This is a genomic window from Micromonospora sp. IBSANI012, assembly GCF_052814045.1.
The window spans coordinates 682,585-699,748 of the sequence record NZ_CP199933.1 but is presented as its reverse complement, the minus strand read 5'-3'; the positions used below and the strand labels follow the sequence as shown (position 1 = coordinate 699,748).

Annotated in this window: 18 protein-coding genes; 9 read left to right on the top strand and 9 right to left on the bottom strand. The window is 74.1% G+C overall.

Features of this window, described 5'->3' with window-relative positions; genetic code table 11:
- Nucleotides 1–56: 56 nt before the first annotated feature.
- Nucleotides 57–1,394 (bottom strand): S1C family serine protease, encoded by a 1,338-nt coding sequence (locus ACTWM8_RS03430; protein WP_446214451.1) that lies wholly within the window; start codon nt 1,392–1,394, stop codon nt 57–59.
- Between the two features lie 255 nt (nt 1,395–1,649).
- On the opposite strand from ACTWM8_RS03430, the gene ACTWM8_RS03425 reads away from it, so the two are divergent.
- Complete coding sequence (locus tag ACTWM8_RS03425; RefSeq protein WP_446214450.1) at nt 1,650–2,258, top strand: O-methyltransferase; 609 nt, start codon at nt 1,650–1,652, stop codon at nt 2,256–2,258.
- A 55-nt stretch (nt 2,259–2,313) separates the two neighbouring features.
- On the opposite strand, the gene ACTWM8_RS03420 is transcribed toward ACTWM8_RS03425, so the two are convergent.
- Together ACTWM8_RS03420 and ACTWM8_RS03415 are read right to left on the bottom strand one after the other, a co-directional pair.
- Nucleotides 2,314–3,789 carry a leucyl aminopeptidase family protein gene (locus tag ACTWM8_RS03420; protein WP_446212521.1) on the bottom strand — a complete coding sequence of 492 codons (1,476 nt, stop codon included), beginning with the start codon at nt 3,787–3,789 and terminating at the stop codon, nt 2,314–2,316.
- 144 nt (nt 3,790–3,933) lie between these two features.
- The gene (locus ACTWM8_RS03415) at nt 3,934–4,101 is read right to left on the bottom strand and encodes a DUF3117 domain-containing protein (RefSeq protein WP_007455245.1); all 168 of its coding nucleotides are present in this window, start codon (nt 4,099–4,101) and stop codon (nt 3,934–3,936) included.
- A 190-nt stretch (nt 4,102–4,291) separates the two neighbouring features.
- Between ACTWM8_RS03415 and ACTWM8_RS03410 the strand changes: the two genes are divergently transcribed.
- Nucleotides 4,292–5,110 carry a PaaX family transcriptional regulator gene (locus ACTWM8_RS03410; protein ID WP_446212520.1) on the top strand — a complete coding sequence of 273 codons (819 nt, stop codon included), beginning with the start codon at nt 4,292–4,294 and terminating at the stop codon, nt 5,108–5,110.
- A 4-nt stretch (nt 5,111–5,114) separates the two neighbouring features.
- Entirely contained in the window at nt 5,115–5,906 is a 792-nt protein-coding gene (locus ACTWM8_RS03405) for an enoyl-CoA hydratase/isomerase family protein (protein WP_446212519.1), read from the top strand.
- Nucleotides 5,907–5,959: 53 nt separating this feature from the next.
- Here the strand turns inward: ACTWM8_RS03405 and ACTWM8_RS03400 are convergent, their stop codons facing one another.
- From ACTWM8_RS03400 to ACTWM8_RS03385, 4 genes are read right to left on the bottom strand one after another with little or no spacing between them, the layout of a single operon-like run.
- Nucleotides 5,960–6,541 carry a hypothetical protein gene (locus tag ACTWM8_RS03400; protein ID WP_446212518.1) on the bottom strand — a complete coding sequence of 194 codons (582 nt, stop codon included), beginning with the start codon at nt 6,539–6,541 and terminating at the stop codon, nt 5,960–5,962.
- Nucleotides 6,538–7,137 carry a DNA-3-methyladenine glycosylase I gene (locus ACTWM8_RS03395; RefSeq protein WP_446212517.1) on the bottom strand — a complete coding sequence of 200 codons (600 nt, stop codon included), beginning with the start codon at nt 7,135–7,137 and terminating at the stop codon, nt 6,538–6,540. Before ACTWM8_RS03395 ends, ACTWM8_RS03400 begins: the two co-directional genes overlap by 4 nt.
- A 42-nt stretch (nt 7,138–7,179) precedes the next feature.
- The gene (locus ACTWM8_RS03390) at nt 7,180–7,677 is read right to left on the bottom strand and encodes an SRPBCC family protein (RefSeq protein ID WP_446212516.1); all 498 of its coding nucleotides are present in this window, start codon (nt 7,675–7,677) and stop codon (nt 7,180–7,182) included.
- Nucleotides 7,674–8,393, bottom strand: a complete 720-nt coding sequence (locus ACTWM8_RS03385; RefSeq protein WP_446212515.1) for a DivIVA domain-containing protein — start codon at nt 8,391–8,393, stop codon at nt 7,674–7,676. The genes ACTWM8_RS03390 and ACTWM8_RS03385 overlap by 4 nt, the downstream gene beginning before the upstream one ends.
- Before the next feature lie 155 nt (nt 8,394–8,548).
- Here ACTWM8_RS03385 and folP point away from each other — a divergent pair, with 155 nt between their 5' ends.
- Complete coding sequence (folP, locus tag ACTWM8_RS03380) at nt 8,549–9,418, top strand: dihydropteroate synthase (protein WP_446212514.1); 870 nt, start codon at nt 8,549–8,551, stop codon at nt 9,416–9,418.
- A gap of 12 nt (nt 9,419–9,430) precedes the next feature.
- Here folP and ndhC read toward each other — a convergent pair whose 3' ends face one another.
- Entirely contained in the window at nt 9,431–9,808 is a 378-nt protein-coding gene (gene ndhC, locus ACTWM8_RS03375; RefSeq protein ID WP_088964137.1) for an NADH-quinone oxidoreductase subunit A, read from the bottom strand.
- A 146-nt stretch (nt 9,809–9,954) separates the two neighbouring features.
- On the opposite strand from ndhC, the gene ACTWM8_RS03370 reads away from it, so the two are divergent.
- The 3 genes from ACTWM8_RS03370 to ACTWM8_RS03360 all read left to right on the top strand — a co-directional run bounded on the left by ACTWM8_RS03370 (nt 9,955) and on the right by ACTWM8_RS03360 (nt 14,562).
- On the top strand, nt 9,955–11,397 hold the full coding sequence (locus tag ACTWM8_RS03370) for a hypothetical protein (RefSeq protein ID WP_446212513.1): 1,443 nt from the start codon (nt 9,955–9,957) through the stop codon (nt 11,395–11,397).
- Nucleotides 11,398–11,687: 290 nt separating this feature from the next.
- The gene (locus tag ACTWM8_RS03365) at nt 11,688–13,535 is read left to right on the top strand and encodes a 2-oxoacid:acceptor oxidoreductase subunit alpha (protein ID WP_154939890.1); all 1,848 of its coding nucleotides are present in this window, start codon (nt 11,688–11,690) and stop codon (nt 13,533–13,535) included.
- Complete coding sequence (locus tag ACTWM8_RS03360) at nt 13,528–14,562, top strand: 2-oxoacid:ferredoxin oxidoreductase subunit beta (protein ID WP_357918402.1); 1,035 nt, start codon at nt 13,528–13,530, stop codon at nt 14,560–14,562. Before ACTWM8_RS03365 ends, ACTWM8_RS03360 begins: the two co-directional genes overlap by 8 nt.
- A 92-nt stretch (nt 14,563–14,654) precedes the next feature.
- On the opposite strand, the gene ACTWM8_RS03355 is transcribed toward ACTWM8_RS03360, so the two are convergent.
- Nucleotides 14,655–15,671: a potassium channel family protein gene (locus ACTWM8_RS03355; RefSeq protein WP_446212512.1), complete on the bottom strand. Its 1,017-nt coding sequence runs from the start codon at nt 15,669–15,671 to the stop codon at nt 14,655–14,657.
- 154 nt (nt 15,672–15,825) lie between these two features.
- Here ACTWM8_RS03355 and ACTWM8_RS03350 point away from each other — a divergent pair, with 154 nt between their 5' ends.
- Together ACTWM8_RS03350 and ACTWM8_RS03345 are read left to right on the top strand one after the other, a co-directional pair.
- Nucleotides 15,826–16,413, top strand: a complete 588-nt coding sequence (locus ACTWM8_RS03350; protein WP_446212511.1) for a helix-turn-helix domain-containing protein — start codon at nt 15,826–15,828, stop codon at nt 16,411–16,413.
- 139 nt (nt 16,414–16,552) lie between these two features.
- Nucleotides 16,553–17,149, top strand: a complete 597-nt coding sequence (locus tag ACTWM8_RS03345; RefSeq protein WP_088964893.1) for an ATP-dependent Clp protease proteolytic subunit — start codon at nt 16,553–16,555, stop codon at nt 17,147–17,149.
- Nucleotides 17,150–17,164: the final 15 nt, after the last annotated feature.

Genomic DNA, 17,164 nt, shown 5'->3' with positions numbered 1-17,164 from the left:
GCGTCAAGGCAAGACTACGCACGTCGGGTGCCCGGCCGGGAGGGGGTGACCGGTCCTCACTTGGCGTCTGCGGCGAGCGTCACCGAGGTGTTCTGCCGGGCGGACCCCCGCCGGTACTCCACCGTCACCACGGATCCCGGCGCGAACTTGCGTACCAGGGCGATCAGGTCGATCGGCTCGGTCATCGGGCGGCCGTTCAGCTTGAGGATCACGTCCCCGGCCTTCAGCCCCGCGCCGGCCGCCGGCCCGGATGGCTCCACCGCCGCCAGCCGTACGCCGGCGCCGCCGGTGATCGTGCCGGCGCCGCCCACCTGCGCGCCGATCACCGTACGGCGGGCCTTGCCGGTGCCGATGATGTCCTGCGTGATCCGCTTGGCCTGGTTGATCGGGATGGCGAAGGCGAGGCCGATGTTGCCCGCCTCCTGCCCCTCGGCGACCAGTGACTTGATCGTGGAGTTGACCCCGATCACCCGGCCGGCGGAGTCGACCAGCGGGCCGCCGGAGTTGCCGTGGTTGACCGCCGCGTCGGTCTGGATCGCCGCGTAGTAGCGGACCGGGCCGCCGGGCTCCCCGGCCTGCATGGTGCGGTCCAGGGCGCTGACGATGCCGGCGGTGACGGTGTTGGCCAGCGAGAGCGGCGAACCGATGGCGAGCACTGGGTCGCCGACCGCCAGCGCGTCGGAGTCGCCGAACTCCACCGGGCGCAGCCCGGTGCGGCTGACCTTGATCACCGCAATGTCCGACTCCGGGTCCTGGCCGACGACGGTGGCCGGCGCGGTGCTGCCGTCGTTGAAGACCACCGAGGCCCGGCCGGTGCCGCCGGACACCACGTGATCGTTGGTGATCACGTGCCCGTCGGCGCTGACGATGAAGCCCGAGCCCTCGCTCACCCCGCCCAGGCTGGACACCCGGACGGTCACCACGCTGGGCAGGACCTTCTCGGCGACCCCGGCCAGCGACTCGGGGCGACGCTGGGCCAGGCCCGGCGCCTCGGCCGGTCGGGCGCCGAGCGCCACCCCGCCACCGGCCCCGCCGCGGACCGCGAAGGCGTACCCGAGGGCTCCGCCGAGGGACCCGGCGAGCAGCGCGGTGATCAGCGGGACGAGCAGCAGCTGGCGCAGCCTCGGGCGGCCCGGGGCGTCCGGGTCGCTGACCGGTTCCGGCGCGGCCCCGGCGTCGGGCGCGCCCGGGATGACCACGGCGGCCGGCGCGTACGGGTCCCGCCACGGGTCGGCCAACGCGTCGGACCACCAGGGCGATGTCGTCCCGCCCGGGGCGCCGTGCGGCGCCGCAGGCGGCCCCACCGGCGTCGCCCCGGCCGGCGGTCCCGCCGGTGCCGGAGTCCCGCCGGGCTGGCGCCAGTCCCAGCCGTCGGTCACGTCGGTGCCTCCCAGTCCGTCCCCCGACCCCCCGTGCCGCGTGGTGCGGCGGCCGTCGCGAAACGAGGGATACCGCTTCCAGGATTGCACGGATGAGCCGGATGGCATCAGCTCTTGCCGGGCGTGATCGTCGACGGCGGACGGCGCGGCTGCGCGCCGAAAGGCTCGCCTCTAGGCTCATACCGCCAACCCGCCCCCCGCACCACTCCCGCCGCCCGGAGGTGTCCCATCGCCACGGTCGCCAATTCCGGCACCCCGACGGCGCAGGCGCTGCAGTTCGCCGAGTCGTACGTCGGCGAGGACCTCGTGCTGCGGACCGCCCGCAGCCTCGCCCGGGAGGTGGGCCTCGACGCGGTGACGCCCGGGGCCGGGGCGGCGCTGCGCCTGCTCGCCGCCGCCGGCAACGCCCGGGCGGTGGTGGAGATCGGCACCGGCACCGGGGTCAGCGGCGTCTGGCTGCTGCGCGGGATGCGGGCCGACGGCGTGCTCACCACCATCGACCTGGAGGTCGAGCACCAGCGGATCGCCCGGCGCATCTTCGTCGAGGCCGGCTACCCGTCGGGGCGTACCCGGATCATCACCGGGCGGGCGCTGGACGTGCTGCCCCGGCTCGCGGACGGCGCGTACGACCTGGTCTTCGTGGACGCCGAGGCGACCGGCTTCGCCGCGTACGTCGACGCCGCGCTGCGGCTGCTGCGACCCGGTGGGGTGCTGGCCCTCAACGGCACCCTGGCCGGCGGGCGGATCGGCGACCCGGCCGCGCGGGACGCCGAGACGGTGACCGTCCGGGAGACGATCAAGGCGCTCCGGGAGTCCGAGCACTGGATCCCGGCGCTACTGCCGGTGGGGCACGGCCTGCTCGCCGCCGTGAAGTGCTGACCCGCCGCCGACCGCCCGGCCCGGCGTCCGCCGCGCGCCGGCCGGGACCGCCGGCTCAGTCCAGCGTCGCCAGCCAGCGCAGCAGCCCGCGTACGCCCCAGCCGGTCGCGCCCCGGGTCAGTTCGGCGTCGTCGCCGTCGGCCCAGGACGGCGCGGACATGTCGATGTGCAGCCACCGGTCGCGCAGGTCGCCGGTGAACTCGCGCAGGTAGAGCGCGGCGGTCACCGAGCCGGCGCCGACGGCGGGCGAGCTGTGCAGGTCCGCCAGGTCACTGCCGAGGTGCTCGACGTAGTCGGCGGCCAGCGGCATCCGCCAGGCGGCCTCGCCGGCAGCGTCGACGGCGGCCAGCAGGTCGGCGGCGAGCTGGTCGTTCTCGCTGTAGAGGGCGCCGGTGCGCTTGCCGAGCGCGACCGCGTTGGCACCGGTCAGGGTGGCCAGGTCGATCAGCAGGTCCGGCTGGAGCTCCCGGACCGCGTACGCCAGCGCGTCGGCGAGGACCAGCCGACCCTCGGCGTCGGAGTTGGTGGTCTCGCTGGTCAGGCCGCCGTAGTGGCGGACGATGTCGCCGGGGCGGAACGCCGACCCGCTGACCATGTTCTCCGCAAGCGGGGCCAGCGTGGTGATCCGCACCGGCAGCCGCAGCGCGGCCGCGCCCAGCGTCGCCGCGATCACCGCGGCCGCGCCGGCCATGTCCTTGCGCATCAGCTTCATCGCCGGCACCGGCTTGATCGAGATGCCGCCGGTGTCGAAGGTGATCCCCTTGCCGACCAGCACCACGTGGGTGCGGGCGTCGGCGGGCCGCCAGTCCAGCTCCACCAGGCGCGGGGTGCTGGCCGAGCCGCCGCCGACGGCGAGGATGCCGCCGAAGCCCTCGGCGGCCAGTTCCTCGGGCCCGCGTACCCGCAGGTGCAGGTCGGGCTGGTCGGCCGCGGCGGCCTCGACCTGCGCGACGAACCACTGCGGGTTCTTCACCGAGGACGGGGTGTTGGTGAGGTCCCGGGCGAGCCGGGTCATCCGGGCGGTGGTCTCGGCCACCTCGACCGCGTCGCGGTACGCGTCCGGGTCGTCGACCAGCAGGTCCACCCCGGTCAGCGCGGGCGAGTCGCCGGCCTCGGTCATCCGGAACCGGTAGGAGGCGAGCAGCAGCCCCTCGACGAGGGCGCGGACCGCCTCCGCGCCGGTGCCGGTCGGCACCGAAAACGTGATGTGCGTCTCATCCCTGCCCGCGCGGGTCAGTGCCGCTCCGGCGGCCCGCCAGGCCCGGTCGGCGCCGTCGCCGATGCCGAGCAGCAGCAGCCGGGCGGGGGTGCGGGCCGGGCGCAGGTGCGCGTACGTCTCGCCGGCCCGGCCGGTCAGCCGGGTGGCCGGCAGCAGGGCGGTCGCCTCCGCCAGCACCTCGTCGGGCAGGGCCGGCCCGGTCGGGGCCAGCGTTGCCGGGGTGTCGCCCCCGTCGGTGTCGGCCGCTGCGCGGACGGGCAGGACGAGGGTGTCGAGCCGGTCCGGACCGGCTGACAGGCGGATGGCGAGCACGCTGGACCGTACCTCCGAGAATGGATCGTGGTGCGGGGCCTGGCCACCCGCGGACACAGGTGAAGACCCTGAGCCACCGGCCGTGGCCGGTGGCTCAGGGATACGACGAACTGCCCGCGCGTCGCCGCGCGGCCTGTCGGTCGATCAGCCGGCGGCCGCCTTCAGGGCGTCACCCAGTGCATTGGCCTCGTCGGGAGTCATCTCGACGACGAGCCGGCCACCGCCCTCCAGCGGGACCCGCATGACGATGCCCCGGCCCTCCTTGGTGACTTCCAGCGGACCGTCGCCCGTCCGCGGCTTCATCGCCGCCATGTTGTCTCCCCTCAGACCTGTATCAGGGTCGGTGGGTTGCCCCACAGCCACTTCGTCACGACCACCCGCAACGTGCGCGGAGGTGTCGACCACCGATTTTCCCTGATGAACACCGCCGGACCCAAACCGAAGCAGCATTGATGTAACAGCATCTAGCTTATCTTGAGAAGGCCTGTCACAATGTGCGGTCATGCAGGCACGGTCGGCACTCTTCGACCTGTACGGCGACTACCTCCGACCGAGGGGTGGCCGTGCACCGGTCGCCGCCCTGGTCAAGCTGCTGTCGCCGCTCGGGATCGCTCCTCCGGCCGTGCGCACCGCGGTCTCCCGGATGGTCCGCCAGGGCTGGTTGGACCCGCTCCGGCTGGTCACCGGGCCGGGATATTCGATCACACCGAAGGCCGCCCGGCGACTCGACGAGGCGGGCGCCCGGATCTACCGCACCGGCCGGGTCACCTGGGACGGCCGGTTCGACCTCCTGGTGCTCCAGACCCCGACCGCCCGGCGGGACCGGCAGCGCCTCGCCGCCAACCTGAGCTTCCTGGGCTACGGCACCCTCGACGAGCACACCTGGGTGGCCACCCGGGCGAGCGAGGACGTGGACCTGCTGCTGGAGGAGGCGGGCGTGCGCTACGAGCGGTTCACCGCCGCGCACGCCGCCGGCACGCCGGGCGCGATGGGGGTGGTCCGCCGGGCCTGGGACCTCACCGAGATCGGGCACGCGTACGAGCGGTTCGTCTCCGAGCAGCGACCGCTGCTGTCCGGGGTGACCGTGCGCAGCGGCGACGAGGAGGCGTACGCGGCCCGGTTCCGGCTGGTGCACGCGTGGCGTACCTTCCTGTTCCGGGACCCGCAGCTGCCCCCGGCGCTGCTCCCGGAGCGCTGGCCCGGCACCGCCGCGGCCAGCTTCTTCGACCGGCACGCGGCCCGGCTGCGGCCGGCCGCCGACCGGTACGTCGAGCACTGCCTCGACGCCAGCAACCGCATCGCCCGACAGAAGGGTCGTTAGAAACGTGACCGAGCCGCTGCTCGTCGACCGCACCGACGCCGTGGTCACCCTGACGCTGAACCGCCCCACGGCGATGAACTCGCTCGACGTGGCGCTCAAGGAGGCGCTCCGGGACACCCTGGCCGAACTGGAGGCCGACCGTTCCTGCCGGGCCGTGGTGCTGGCCGGCGCGGGCGGGCAGTTCAGTGCCGGCCAGGACCTGCGCGAGCACGTGCAGACCCTCCAGTCGACCACCCCGAACCCGCTGGACACCGTGCGGGCGCACTACAACCCGATCGCCGCCCGGCTGGCCAACCTGCCCAAGCCGGTGGTGGCCGCGGTGCGCGGGATGGCGGCCGGGGCGGGCGCCTCGCTGGCCTTCCTCGCCGACTTCCGGGTCGGCGGCCCGAAGACGAAGTTCCTGATGGCGTTCGCCGGGGTGGGGCTGGCCGCCGACACCGGGGCCTCCTGGACGCTGCCCCGGCTGGTCGGCCACGCCAAGGCCGTCGAGCTGCTGATGCTCGCCGAGCCGGTCGGCGCCGAGGAGGCCTGCCGGCTGGGCCTGCTCAACAAGCTGGTCGAGGACGACGAGCAGGTGCTGCCGACCGCGCAGGAGCTGGCCGCCCGGCTCGCCGCCGGCCCGACCGTCGCGTACGCGGCGATCAAGCGCCAGCTCTCCATCGCCGACGCGGGCACCCTCGCCGACGCCCTCGCCGCCGAGGCGCAGGCCCAGGCGATCTGCGGCGCCACCGCCGACCACAAGGCCGCCACGATGGCGTTCGTGGAGAAGCGCAAGCCGGTCTTCGAGGGCCACTGACGGTGCCAGCGCCGGCCGGTCCGCCGGGCCGGCCGGCGCTCACCCGGACCGGGTCAGTCGTCCTCCTCCGGGTCCTGGTTGGCCTCGGCGCCCAGCACGAACGCCTGCATGGCCAGCTCGTCGCCGGACGGCGAGACGAACGCGGGCAGCTCGGACGGGCCCAGCTCCTGCACGTACGACCAGAAGAGCCGGACCGCCTCGGCCCGGGAGTCGGCCTCGATCGGGAGGTCCAGGCTGACCAGCCAGGTGCGGCGCAGCGGCGGCGGGCCGAGCCGGTCGGCCAGCTCGCGGTAGACCCCGGCGTCCAGCGGGGTGACCGGGCCGGCGATCGGCACCTGGTCGGCCGGGGACGGCTCGTCGAAGGCCCGCCGGGTGTACGTCACCGCCAGCGAGTCCGCGCCCACGCGGGCGACCCGCCCCAGGGCCACCAGCCGGGGCGGCTCCGGCACCAGCACCGCCACCGGGTCACCGGGGCGCGGCCGGGACTCCCCGACCGGGGCGGGCAGCTCCAGGGTGTCGTGGTGGACGAGGCGTTCGGCGTCGTACCGGCCGGCCGGCAGGAGCACCGCCCAGGCGCCCTCAGCCGGCCCGTCGACGTCGGTCGTCCCGCTGGCGCGGTGGTCGGTCGCGGTCATGCCCCCATCTCATCACGGGCCACCCGGGCGACGGCCACGTGGCAGCCGGCCAGGTGGTCGTCGACCATGCCGGTGGCCTGCATCAGCGCGTACGCGGTGGTGGGGCCGACGAAGCGGAAGCCGCTCTTCTTGAGGGCCTTGGCCATCGCGGTGGACTCCGGCGTCAGGGCGGGCACCTCGGCGAACGACTCCGGCCGGGTGGCCCGGGGCGGCGGCGCGTACGACCACAGCAGCGCGGAGAGCCCGTCGGGCAGCTCCAGCGCGGCCCGCGCGTTGGCGATCGCCGCCTCGATCTTGGCGCGGTTGCGGACGATCCCCGCGTCGGCGAGCAGCCGGGCCGCGTCGGCCTCGCCGTAACCGGCGACCCGCTCGATCCGGAACTCGTCGAAGGCCAGCCGGAACGCCGGCCGCTTGCGCAGGATGGTCAGCCAGGACAGGCCGGACTGGAACGCCTCCAGCGTCAGCCGCTCGTAGAGGGCGTCGTCCCCGCGCAGCGGCCGACCCCACTCCGTGTCGTGGTAGAGGGCGTAGTCCGGGGTGCTCGACCCCCAGGCGCAGCGGGTCAGGCCGTCGGGGCCGGTCACCAGGTCAGTCACGGCGTACACGGTAGGGCCTGGCCCCGACAGCGCCGGGTGGGGTCAGGGCAGCCGGCCCTGCTCGACCAGCCGGGCGAAGCGCTTCAGCGCCAGGGTCAGGCCCGCCTTGGAACCCGGCCAGAGCAGCGGCCACGCCACCCGGCCGGCCGGCCCACCGGGCAGGTGGAACCACTCGTGCCAGACCACCTGGGTGCGGTCCCGGGCCAGCGGGGTGCAGCGCAGCACGCCGGGACCGCGGAGCAGCTTGCCGCAGTGCACGACGCCGACCTCGTACGGCGCGTCGACCCGGACCACCCGCATCTCGTCGCGCAGCACCGCCGGCCCGAGCGTGGTGACCGCCTCGACCAGGGTGCCCTCCCCGCCGTCGCCCTCGACGACGCGGACCCTGGTGAACGGAATCCACTCGGACTGCCGCTCCCAGTCGGTGAGCGCGGCGAAGACCCGGGGGGCGGGGGCGTCCACGATCACCGTGGCGGTGAACTCGCCGGCCCCGGGCTGGGCAGCCTCGCGCAGGCCGTCCACGCCCTCCGGGCCGGTCACAGCGACTCCGAGCGGACCCTGTCGCCGGGCCGCCCGCCGGCCGGGTCGGCATCGGAGTCGGTGCCGTCGGAGCGGGGGTCGGTGTCCACGGCCGCCGTGCGCAGGGCGGGCGCGGTGTCGACGGACGCCTCGGGCCCGGCGTCGGCGGCGGCGGTGCGCAGGGCCGGCGCGTCGAGCGGCCGGTCGGCGTCGTCGGCCGCCGGCCGGTCGGCGTCGAGCGGCCGGATGCCGTCGGGGGCCGCCGCGCCCGGCTCGACGTCCCGCGGCGCGTCCGCCGACCCGTGCGCCGGTGTCGCGGTGGCACCCGCGTACCCCAGGGTGGGGTCGGCGTAACCAGGGTCGGTGGCCGGGGGCTCGCCGGCCGCCTCCTCGCGGGCCCGGCGCAGCGCGTCGGCGTCGGCCAGCCGGCCCTCGCGCAGCGCCGCGACCTCGGCCTCCAGCACGCCGATCAGCTCGGCCTTGTAGCCGATGTCGTAGGCGGCCCGGCGCATCGCCTGGTCGACCTGGGCCATCCGGTAGCCGCGCAGCGCGGTGTCGAAGCGGACCTCGCCGACGTCCGCCTCACGCAGCGGGCGACTGCCCGGCAGCGGCACGGCCCGGCCGTCCGGCTCGGCCGGCGCCAGGCCGGCGTCCCGGCCGGAGACCAGCACCGTCACCCCGAACACCACCGCCGCCACGGTCAACGCGATGACCAGTACGAGCAGAACCTGACCCATGGACAGATCGTGGCACGGCGACCGCCCCCCGAGCGACCCCAACCACCGCAGCGCCCCGGATCCCCTGGTGACGTCCCGGCCCGGCGGCGCGCCGGTCGACCGGATAGCGTCGTCAGCGGCCGGGCGACCCGGCCGGCGACGGGCGGGAGGCGGGGATGGCCGGGGCGCTGCGGCTCGGTGGGCGGACGTTCGCACCGGGCGAGCTGGTGGTGATGGCGATCGTCAACCGCACGCCGGACTCGTTCTTCGATCGGGGCGCGACCTTCGCCCAGGACAGCGCGCTGCGCGCGGTGGAGGCCGCGGTGACCGAGGGCGCGGAGATCATCGACATCGGCGGGGTCAAGGCCGGACCGGGCGACGAGGTCGACGTCGCCGAGGAGATCCGACGGACGGTGGACACCATCGCCGCCGTCCGGGCCGCCTTCCCCGACGTGGTGATCTCGATCGACACCTGGCGGGCCGAGGTCGCGGTGGAGGCGGTGGCGGCCGGCGCGGACCTGCTCAACGACACCTGGTCCGGCGCCGACCCGGCGCTGGCCCGGGTCGCCGCGCAGACCGGGGCCGGGCTGGTCTGCTCGCACGCCGGCGGGCTCGCCCCGCGTACCCGGCCGCACCGGGCCGCCTTCGACGACGTGGTCGCCGACGTGGTCACCACGGTGACCGGGCTCGCCGAGCGCGCGGTGGCCCTGGGGGTACGCCCCGACGGCATCCTGATCGACCCGGCGCACGACTTCGGCAAGAACACCCGGCACTCGCTGGAGATCACCCGCCGGCTCGACGAGCTGACCGGGACCGGCTGGCCGCTGCTGGTGGCCCTGTCGAACAAGGACTTCATCGGCGAGACGCTGGACCTGCCGGTGCCGGAACGACTGGAGGGCACCCTCGCCGCGACCGCCGTCTCGGCCTGGCTCGGTGCCCGGGTCTTCCGCGCCCACCAGGTACGCCCCACCCGCCGGGTGCTGGACATGGTCGCCTCGATCCGCGGCGACCGGCCCCCGACGCTCACCCGCCGCGGCCTCGCCTGACCCGCGCGGGCGTCAGGTCCAGCGGAGGATGTTCTTGCGCCAGGCGTAGAGGATGCCGAGCGCCACCACGGCCACGAAGATGCCCATCTCGGCGACGGTGACCAGGCCGAAGCCGGGGCGGTCGAAGACCAGCGCCCAGGGGAAGAGGAAGACCGCCTCGACCGCGAACAGGACGTAGAGGTACGCGTACACGTAGTAGCGGATCTGCATCTGCGCCCAGTCGCCGCCGACCGGGTCGAGGCCGCACTCATAGCTGGTCCGCTTGCCCCAGGGATCGGCCGGACGGCCAGGACGTAACACCCGGTTGGCCGAGAACGCCGTAACGAAGAAGAGGGCGCTGGCGAGCAGCAGGAGCCCGAGCGTCGCGTACGAGCCCAGGTAACCGGTCACGGTGGGTCAGCCTACCGGCCATCCGACCTGCCCGACCGGCCCGGGAGGCGTACCGAACACGTTACGAATTTGTTTCCCGGTGGGACTAGTGCCCTCCGGCAACTGTTACCGAATAATGAAAGCTCACCCCGTGTCACGGAGGACAGATGGCCCGCGTGGACGTACGCCCCGTTCGGCGGGCGCTCGCCTGGCGTACCTCTTCGCTGGTAGCGGCGTCGCTGGCCACCGGGCTGGCGGTCGCGCTCGCGGCCGCGCCGGGCCTGGCCACCGCCTCGGCGACGGTGCTGCGGGTGGTCACCGCCGCGACCGACGCGACGACGCCGGGTGGTGAGCCGACGGACGGGACCACCCCGCCGGTCGAGCCGACCGCCACCGAGCCGCTGCCGACCACCGCGCCGCCGACGCTGCCCCCCGACCCGGAGCCGACCACCCCGGCACCCGAGCCGACCACGGCCACCCCGGCGACGCCCGCCCCCGGCGACCCCGCCCCGGCCACCACCGCGCCGGCCACCACCGCGCCCGCCCCGCCGCCGCCCCCGCAGGGTGGCGGCGACCGGCCGGTGCCCCCGGGCAACCCGCCGCCGAGCCAGCAGGACACCGGCGGCCTCGGGGTACGGGTCACCACCCGCGACATCGTGCTCGGCCCCGGCTACTGGAACGCCCGGAGCACCACCACCACGCTGCGGGTGACCGTCGCCAACACCGGGGCGCTCGCCGGGCGGGTCCACCTCGCCTACACCCTGCCCGCCGGGCTGACCGACGCGGGCACCCCGGGCTGCGCCGCGGTGGGCGGCGGCAACTGGCAGTGCGGCGAGTGGGCCGCCGCCCCGGGCGCGAAGTTCACCAGCCTGATCCGGGTCCGGGTCGACGGCCAGGCGTGGCGGAAGATGCCGCTCAGCGGCTCGGTACGGGTCACCGCGTCCGGCGCGGGGACGGCCACCGCCGCGGACAACGAGGGCTTCGCGGTCCTCTTCCCGCCCGGCCCGCCGGTGCCCGGGATGAGCCTCGACGCCGACGAGGTCGCCTTCGACATCAGCGGCGGCCCGGCCGAACTGGGCGTCCGGCTGGGCAACACCGGCCGGGTGGATGCCGCGGGACGGGTCGAGGTGGTGCTGCCCGACGGGGTCAGCCTGCTCTCCACGCCCGGCTGCGAGGTGGTCTCGCCGACGCGTACCCGCTGCGACGCCGGGGCCGTGGCGGCGGGCCGTACCGCCACCCTGCGCCTGCCGGTCGCCGCGACCCCGCAGGCCCAGCGCGAGGCGCCGCTGGCCGGAGCGGTGATCGCCCAACTCGACCCGCGCTCCGGGCGGACCCGGCAGCTGCAGATGAGCTTCCGGATCACCGCGGTGGCGGCGCTGGCCACCCCGCCGGCGGCGACCCCGGTCCCCACCGGCTCGCAGGGCGTGATCGCCGTGGGCGGTCAGACCTCCGACGGGGGCGCGATGACCTCGGCGCAGCGGATCGCGGTCACCCTGATCGTCATCTCCGGGCTGCTGGTGGTGCTGGCGCTCGCGCTGGCCACCACGTCGTTGCGGCGCCGGATGAGCGGGCCGGCGCCGGACCCCTCGCCGAATCCGGCATCCGACTGAACCGGCCGGCCCGGTAAGGGTCGGCGGCCGTGATCTCGATTACGGCGGTCACCCCGAAACGGCCCACAACCGGACGAACAACCTTCGGATTCGTTCCCACTCGTCGGACCTCCACCAAGGATGCCCTAACGGCTCGACGTAGGCTCTGGGTGAGAAACGACAGCGGGCCGGACCAGCTACGGGCGGATCGGCGCAGCGGCGCGTCAAGGAGGTCACGTGGCGGGGCAAGGCCGGGTCACCATCAGGTTCAGCCGCCCGCGCGACGGGGCTGAGCGAAGCGAGGTGCAGGCGTGACCAAGCAGATCCGTCAACTGGACCGGGTGGTCATCCGGTTCGCCGGTGACTCCGGCGACGGCATGCAGTTGACCGGCGACCGGTTCACCTCCGAGACGGCGCAGCTGGGCAACGACATCTCCACGTTGCCCAACTTCCCGGCCGAGATCCGGGCGCCCGCCGGCACGCTGCCCGGCGTGTCGAGCTTCCAGGTGCACTTCGCCGACTACGACATCCTCACCCCCGGCGACGCGCCGAACGTGCTGGTGGCGATGAACCCGGCGGCGCTCAAGGCCAACCTGGCCGACCTGCCCCGCGGCGCGGACATCATCGTCAACACCGACGAGTTCACCCGGCGCAACCTGGCCAAGGTGGGCTACGAGTCCAGCCCGCTGGACGACGACTCGCTCGCCGGCTACGTGGTGCACCCGGTGGCGCTGACCTCGATGACGGTCGGCGCGCTCGCCGACCAGGCGGTGTCCAAGAAGGACGCCGAGCGGGCCAAGAACATGTTCGCGCTGGGCCTGCTCTCCTGGATGTACTCCCGGCCGTACGAGTCGACGCTGCGCTTCCTGGAGCGCAAGTTCGCCGCCCGCCCGGAACTAGTCGCCGCGAACGTGGCCGCCTTCCGGGCCGGGTGGAACTTCGGCGAGACCACCGACTCGTTCTCGGTCCGGTACGAGGTGAAGCCGGCCAAGATGCTGCCGGGCACCTACCGGAACATCACCGGCAACGCGGCGCTCTCGCTCGGCCTGGTGGCCGCCGGCGTCCGCTCCGGGCTGCCGGTGTTCCTCGGGGCGTACCCGATCACCCCGGCGTCGGACATCCTGCACGAGCTGAGCAAGCACAAGCGGTTCGGCGTGGTCACCATGCAGGCCGAGGACGAGATCGCCGCGGTCGGCGCCGCGCTGGGCGCCTCGTACGGCGGCTCGCTCGGCGTCACTACCACCAGCGGTCCGGGCGTGGCGCTCAAGAGCGAGACGATCTCCCTCGCGGTGGCGCTGGAGCTGCCGCTGGTCATCGTCGACGTGCAGCGGGCCGGGCCGTCCACCGGCATGCCCACCAAGACCGAGCAGGCCGACCTGAACATGGCGCTGCACGGCCGGCACGGTGAGGCCCCGGTCGCGGTGATCGCGCCGAAGTCGCCCTCCGACTGCTTCCACGCGGCGCTGGAGGCGGCCCGGATCGCGCTGACCTACCGCACCCCGGTGATCCTGCTGTCCGACAACTACGTCGCCAACGGCTCCGAGCCGTGGCTGCTGCCCGACGTGGAGTCCCTGCCCGACCTGCGGGTCGAGTTCGCCACCGAGCCCAACGGCGAGGACGGCACCACGTTCCTGCCGTACCTGCGCGACCCGGAGACCCTGGCCCGGCCGTGGGCCATCCCGGGCACGCCGGGGCTGGAGCACCGCATCGGCGGCCTGGAGAAGGCCGACAAGACCGGTGACATCTCGTACGACCCGGCGAACCACGACTTCATGGTGCGGACCCGGGCGGCCCGGATCGAGACGATCCCGGTGCCGGACGTCGAGGTGGAGGACCCGGACGGCGACGCCCGGGTGCTGGTGCTCGGCTGGGGCTCGACGTACGGGCCGATCGGCGCGGCCTGCCGGGGCCTGCGCCAGCGCGGCCTGTCGATCGCGCAGGCGCACCTGCGCCACCTGGCACCGATGCCCGCCAACCTCGGCGAGGTGCTGCGCTCCTACGACCGGGTGGTCATCCCCGAGATGAACCTCGGCCAGCTCGCCCACGTGATCCGGGCCAAGTACCTGGTCGACGCGATCGGCTACAACCAGGTCCGCGGCCTGCCGTTCACCGCCGCCGAGCTGGAGACGACGCTGGAAGAGGTCCTGAAGAATGTCTGAGCCCGTCGCCCTGAAGCTCACCGCCAAGGACTTCAAGTCCGACCAGGAGGTGCGCTGGTGCCCCGGTTGCGGTGACTACGCGATCCTGGCGGCCGTCCAGCAGTTCATGCCGGAGCTGAACATCGCCCGGGAGAACACCGTCTTCGTCTCCGGGATCGGCTGCTCGTCGCGCTTCCCGTACTACATGAACACCTACGGGATGCACTCGATCCACGGCCGCGCCCCGGCGATCGCCACCGGCCTGTCGGTGTCCCGGCCGGACCTGTCGGTCTGGGTGGTCACCGGCGACGGCGACGCGCTGTCGATCGGCGGCAACCACCTGATCCACGCGCTGCGCCGCAACGTCAACCTCAAGATCCTGCTGTTCAACAACCGGATCTACGGCCTGACCAAGGGGCAGTACTCGCCGACCTCCGAGGTCGGCAAGATCACCAAGTCGACCCCGGTCGGCTCGGCGGACGCCCCGTTCAACCCGCTGTCGCTGGCACTGGGCGCGGAGGCGACCTTCGTTGGCCGCACCATCGACTCGGACCGCAAGCACCTGCAGTCGGTGCTGCGGGCCGCCGCCCAGCACCAGGGTTCCGCGTTCGTGGAGATCTACCAGAACTGCAACATCTTCAACGACGGCGCGTTCGACCAGCTCAAGGAGCCGGCCACCCGGGACGACTACCTGATCCGGCTGGAGCACGGGCAGCCGATCACGTTCGGCAAGGACGGGCAGTTCTGCGTCGTCCACCCGCCGGGCGGGTTCGGGCTGGAGGTCCGGGAGACCGCGGCCACCCCGGCCGAGGAGATCGTGGTGCACGACGCCGGAGTCAACGACCCCGCGTACGCCTTCGCGCTGTCCCGGCTGCCCGGTCTCGACCTGCGCAACACCCCGATCGGCGTGTTCCGCTCGGTCGAGCGCCCGTCGTACGACAGCGTGGTGCAGGAGCAGGTGGCCGCCGCCAAGGCGAAGGTCACCGAGACCCCCGAGCAGCAGCTCGCCGGTCTCCTCGCCACCGGCGACACCTGGACCATCCTCTGACCCACCCGCTCCACCCGCTTGCACAGAAAGAGTGGCTATTCCGTCGGGAATAGCCACTCTTTCTCTGTAAGTGCGTCCGGGGCCCTAGGGGGTCAGGGGTGGGTGGCGGTGGTTTGGGGGCGGTCGTCGCGGACGTGGACGAGCATGTCGCCGGTCTCGATCACCGCGCCGGCCTTGTCCGCGAGGGTGACCACCTTGCCCCGGCGGACCAGCGCGATGACCAGGGACTCCAGCTCGCGCGGCGACTTGCCGACCTCGTGCCGCTCAGCCGAGCGCATCGCCAGCGCCATGCCCTGGCCGGGGGTGAGCAGGTCCTCCACCACGTCGATCAGCGGCGGCGCCGAGGTGGAGAGCCCCAGCAGCCGGCCGGCGGTGGCCGAGGAGACGATCACGTGGTGCGCGCCGCTCTGCCGCAGCAGCGGGGCGTTCTCCGCCTCCCGGACCGCCGCGATGATCCGGACCTGGCCGGCGGTGAGCTGCCGCGCGGTGAGCGCCACCAGGACCGAGGCGTCGTCGCTGTCGGTCGCGATGATCACCGCCTTGGCGTTGCGGACGTGCGCCTCCTCCAGCACCGACGAGCGGGTGGCGGAGCCCTCGATGGCGACCAGGCCGGCGGAGGTCGCCTGCCGCAGCGCGGTGCCGCTGCGCTCCACCACCACGATCCGGGACTTGTCCAGGCCGTTCTCCAGCAGGGCGGAGACCGCGCTGCGGCCCTTGGTGCCGTAGCCGCAGATGATGACGTGGTCCTTCACGGTTCTCCTCCACCGCCCCAGCCGACGGCCGGTCCGGTACTGCTCGGTCAGGACTTCCAGGGTGGTGCCGACCAGGATGATCAGGAAGAGCACCCGGGCGGGGGTGATGAACAGGACGTTGACCAGCCGGGCCGACTGCGAGAACGGGGTGATGTCGCCGTACCCGGTCGTGGAGAGGGTGACCACCGCGTAGTAGGCGCAGTCGAGCAGGGTCAGCCCGTTCTCGTCGACGTCGCGGTAGCCGTCCCGGTCGAGGAAGACCACCGCGACGGTCAGCAGCACCAAACCCAGGGCGGCGGCCAGCCGGAGGCTCAACGCGCTCAGCGGGCCACGCCGCTGTGCCGGGAAATGGATCACCGTCGGTCCTGCTTCCCCCGGATCGCCTGCACGCCCACAACATAGCGGTTCGGCCGGCATCCGCACGCCGGGGTGGCCGACCGGGCGGGTGGGCGGGCACGACGACGGGCATGATGGGGGAAGTTCCGCCGACGCCGACCATGAGGAGGCCCGCATGTCGTTGCTGCGCCGGGTGATCGGTGGGGTCCTGCGCCGGCTACGGCTGCGCCAGGGTCGGACGCTGCGCGAGGTCGCCGAGGCGGCCGGGGTGTCGCTGCCCTATCTCTCCGAGGTGGAGCGGGGGCGCAAGGAAGCCTCCTCCGAGGTGCTCGCCGCGATCTGCCGCGCCCTCGGCATCAACCTCTCCGACCTGCTCGAAGAGGCCCGCGACGACCTGCGCCGGGTCGAACGGCGGATCCCCGCCGCGCCTCGGGCCGCCCTGTCCCGGCTGGACCGGGTGCCGGCGGCCCGCAGCGAGACCGGCCCGACGGTCCGGATCGGCTTCCAGCCCGCCGGGGCGACGCCGCCGGTGTCGGCCGCCCCGACCTCCTTCCGGCACGCGGCCGGGCCGGTGCTGCGGCTGGGCGGGCCGATCCTGCACGTCGGCGGTCCGGCGTCGCCCGTCGGGTCGACCGTCGGCGGGGCGGGGCTGCGGGTCCGGTTGATCGCCTCCGCGCCGGCCGGGCGCCCCGGCCCGCGTACCGCCAGGATGCTGGCCCGCCGCCGGGCCCGAACGGGCCGGCGGCGGCTGACCGCGGTGTAGGCCGGCCGCGGTTCTGCCGTCGGCGGATCTGCCGCCGGCAGAAACCCTGGGGCCGCGACCGGTGCCGGGCGCAGGCTGGAGACGCCGGTTCCCGGGCGGTGCTCCTCGCCCGCCGGCGCCAGTCTGGAGGGCGGTCGCGATGATCGGGTACGACGTGCGCATGCTGGACGGCGGTCAGCCGACCTTCGGGGACCACGTGTTCGAGCGGCTGCTGCGGGAGCGGATCGTCTTCCTCGGCACCGAGGTCACCGACGACACCGCGAACCAGATCTGCGCGCAGATCCTGCTGCTCGCCGCCGAGGACAGCGAGCGGGACATCTTCCTCTACATCAACTCGCCGGGCGGCTCGGTCAGCGCGGGGATGGCCGTCTACGACACCATGCGCTACGTGCAGAACGACGTGGCCACGCTGGCGCTCGGCTTCGCCGGGTCGATGGGGCAGTTCCTGCTCTGCGCCGGCGCGGCGGGCAAACGCTTCGCGCTCCCGCACTCGCGGATCATGATGCACCAGCCCTCCGGCGGGATGGGTGGCACCGCCGCCGACATCACCATCCAGGCGGAGAACATGCTGCACGTGAAGCGGACCATGCAGGAGCTGATCGCCCAGCACAGTGGTCGGACGCTGGAGGAGATCCAGCGCGACTGGGACCGGGACCGCTGGTTCACCGCCGAGCAGGCCCGCGACTACGGCCTGATCGACCAGGTGATCGCCCGGGTGGACCAGCTCGCCGGCTGACCGGCGGGCGACGAG

What these genes read in the sequence shown, in the direction of transcription:
- ACTWM8_RS03415 (WP_007455245.1), bottom strand. Translation starts at nt 4,101, where the DNA reads ATGGCGGCGATGAAGCCGCGGACGGGCGACGGTCCGCTGGAAGTCACC.
- ACTWM8_RS03410 (WP_446212520.1), top strand. Translation starts at nt 4,292, where the DNA reads ATGCAGGCACGGTCGGCACTCTTCGACCTGTACGGCGACTACCTCCGA.
- ACTWM8_RS03400 (WP_446212518.1), bottom strand. Translation starts at nt 6,541, where the DNA reads ATGACCGCGACCGACCACCGCGCCAGCGGGACGACCGACGTCGACGGG.
- ACTWM8_RS03385 (WP_446212515.1), bottom strand. Translation starts at nt 8,393, where the DNA reads ATGGGTCAGGTTCTGCTCGTACTGGTCATCGCGTTGACCGTGGCGGCG.
- folP (WP_446212514.1), top strand. Translation starts at nt 8,549, where the DNA reads ATGGCCGGGGCGCTGCGGCTCGGTGGGCGGACGTTCGCACCGGGCGAG.
- ACTWM8_RS03370 (WP_446212513.1), top strand. Translation starts at nt 9,955, where the DNA reads ATGGCCCGCGTGGACGTACGCCCCGTTCGGCGGGCGCTCGCCTGGCGT.
- ACTWM8_RS03360 (WP_357918402.1), top strand. Translation starts at nt 13,528, where the DNA reads ATGTCTGAGCCCGTCGCCCTGAAGCTCACCGCCAAGGACTTCAAGTCC.
- ACTWM8_RS03350 (WP_446212511.1), top strand. Translation starts at nt 15,826, where the DNA reads ATGTCGTTGCTGCGCCGGGTGATCGGTGGGGTCCTGCGCCGGCTACGG.
- ACTWM8_RS03345 (WP_088964893.1), top strand. Translation starts at nt 16,553, where the DNA reads ATGATCGGGTACGACGTGCGCATGCTGGACGGCGGTCAGCCGACCTTC.